The following is a 2554-nucleotide window of genomic DNA, read 5'->3' on the forward strand; positions in this document are numbered from 1 at the left end:
CCGCGCGACGCCACGCACCTTTGTCGGAAGAAGCGGCTCGATCACCGACCACTCGAAATCCGTCAGATCAAAGCGAGCCATCTCAACCTCCAAGGTTGAGATCAATGAATCAGAACACCACGCCGCAGGGAATCCCGTTTATGGGTATGTGACCTAGCGCATCGCGCGGCCGAAAAGGACGCCCGCGATCCCGTGCCGCGACGCGGTGACGATGCGTCGTGATTAACGCTTCGCTTACCATAATCGGGCCACTCTCAAGACCGCGCCGCAGCGTCCTGCGGCGGCCGCCGCCGGCGGGTACGCCCGAGAGTGCCGATGTTCCTGTTCACCACCCCGCAGACGCGCGAGACCCAGCCGGCGAACCCGGTGGTGAGCGCCATCCGCGACGGCGCGGCCAAGACCGGCGCGGGGTTCGACTATCTGCTCAAGACGGCCCAGCGCGAATCCTCGCTCGAGCCCGACGCCAAGGCGAAGACGTCGAGCGCCACCGGCCTGTTCCAGTTCATCGAGCAGACCTGGCTGTCCATGGTGAAGCAGGAGGGGCCCAAGCAGGGCCTCTCCAGCTATGCCGACGCGATCAGCGAAACGGGCGGCGGGCGGCTCACCGTCGCGGACCCGGCGGCGCGGGAGAAGATCCTGGAGCTGCGCAAGGACCCGCAGGTCGCCGCCGTGATGGCCGGCGCGCTGACCCAGAAGAACCGTGAGCAGCTCGCCGGAGCGCTCGGCCGCCAGCCACAGGCTGGCGAGCTCTACATGGCCCATGTGCTGGGCGCGCGCGGGGCCTCCGACCTGATCAAGACCGCCGCGGCCGATCCGACCCGTGCCGCCGCGAAGGATTTCCCGGAGGCGGCCGCAGCGAACCGCGGCATCTTCTTCGACAAGAGCGGCCGGGCCCGCAGCGCCCAGGAGGTCTATGGCGTGCTGGCCGCCAGCCACGCCAATACCCAGCTCGCCACCTCGGCGACGGTCACGCAGAGCACGACGGGGCAGGGCGGCGACAAACCGGCCGAGATCGCCGCCGCGCTCGCGCCAGGCCGCGCCAAGGGGCTGATAGGCCTGTTCTCGACGGAAGGCTCGCGCGCCCCGGTGTCGCAGGCGGTCGCCAATCTCTGGTCGACCCCGCGCGGCGATGCCGGGCGCACCGCCTCGCTCGATCCGGCCGATCGCTTCTTCCCGCGCCAGACGAAATCGGACGCCACCGCGGTCGCGCCGACGGCGGCCGATGCTGCCGCAGCCAACGCGGCGGCATCGATACGGGCCGTGCCTGCGCCGCTGCCGCCCGCTCGCCCGGTCGAACTGACGCAGCCGACGCCCGCCGCGCAGGAGCGCAGCACCGCGCGCACGCGCCGGGCGCCACTCGATCTCTCCGCCTTCATGATCCAGCGGAACGCCCGATGATCGTCCGTCGCTTCCTGCTCTGGGCCCGCACCGCCAATGCCGAGGAGCGCGCCAGCGGCGCCGCCGCCCTGGCCGGCGCCTATCTTCGCTCCGGCATGGCCGAGGAGGACCGCTGCGAGGCCGAGACCGCGCTCATCGCCTTGATCGACGATCCTTCGCCCCGGGTGCGCCGGGCGATCGCCGAGGAAATGGCCTCGTCGCCTCGGGCGCCGCGCAATCTCGTGCTCGGGTTGATCGCCGACCAGAGCGATGTCGCAGCCCTGGTGCTGGCCCATTCGCCGGTGCTGAGCGAGGCCGACCTCGTCGATGCGGCCGCGATCGGCGACCTGCTGGCGCAGAAGGCGATCGCGCTGCGTCCGCATCTGCAGGCCGGCGTCTGCGCCGCGCTGGCCGAGGTCGGCTGCGAGGAGGCTCTGGTGACGCTCGCGGGCAACCGTACCGCCGAGATTCCCGATTTCTCGCTGGAGCGCATGGTCGAGCGCGCCGGCGATTGCGGGCCCCTGCGCGAGGCTTTGCTGGCGCGGGCCGATCTGCCGGCCGGGCTGCGCCAGACCATCGCCGCCCGGGTCTCGGACGCGTTGGCCGACTTCGTCTCAGGCTGCGGCTGGCTGACGCCGGAGCGCAGCGCCCGGCTGGCGCGGGAATCGACCGAGCGCGTCGCGGTGGCGCTCGCGGCCGGCGGCGAGGACAGCGATGCGCCGGCCATCGTCGAGGTTCTGCGCGCGCATGGACGGCTGACGCCTGGCCTGATGCTGCGCTCGCTGCTCTCGGGAGAGCCTGCGCTGGCGGAAGCCGCGTTCGTGGCGCTGTCGGGCCTGCCCACGGCGCGTGTCGGCGCTCTCCTGCGCGACCGGCGCGGCGCCGGATTGAAGGCACTCTATCGCAAGACGGGCTTGCCGGACTCCCTGCAGCCGGCCTTCACGGCGGCGATCGTGGCCCTGAACGCGCGCGGCTTCGATGCCGGGGGCAGATGGCATGGCATCGACCGCCCCCTGCTGCGCGAGGTGCTGATCGCCTGCGAGGCGCTGGAGGGTTCGGAGGCCCATGCGCTGATGGGCCTGCTGCGCCGCATGGATGCAGAGGCCGCGCGCGAGGAAGCCCGGGCGATGGCCGACAGCCTGGCCGACGACGCCGCCTTCGCCTATCTGGTCGAGAC

Annotated in this window: 2 protein-coding genes and 1 pseudogene; 2 read left to right on the forward strand and 1 reads right to left on the reverse strand. The window is 71.8% G+C overall.

The window, feature by feature from the left end:
* Nucleotides 1-81: pseudogene (locus Q8M82_RS08535) on the reverse strand (IS5/IS1182 family transposase); the annotation flags it as partial.
* Nucleotides 82-315: 234 nt separating this feature from the next.
* Between Q8M82_RS08535 and Q8M82_RS08540 the strand changes: the two are divergent.
* Both Q8M82_RS08540 and Q8M82_RS08545 read left to right on the forward strand, forming a co-directional pair.
* The gene (locus Q8M82_RS08540; RefSeq protein ID WP_305690940.1) at nt 316-1398 is read left to right on the forward strand and encodes a lytic transglycosylase domain-containing protein; all 1083 of its coding nucleotides are present in this window, start codon (nt 316-318) and stop codon (nt 1396-1398) included.
* Nucleotides 1395-2554: DUF2336 domain-containing protein (locus Q8M82_RS08545; RefSeq protein WP_305690941.1), on the forward strand; the 1160-nt coding region annotated here is incomplete at its 3' end. The genes Q8M82_RS08540 and Q8M82_RS08545, both read left to right, overlap by 4 nt.

The sequence above is a fragment of the Allobosea sp. genome, from assembly GCF_030694325.1.
Classification (GTDB): Bacteria; Pseudomonadota; Alphaproteobacteria; order Rhizobiales; family Beijerinckiaceae; genus Allobosea.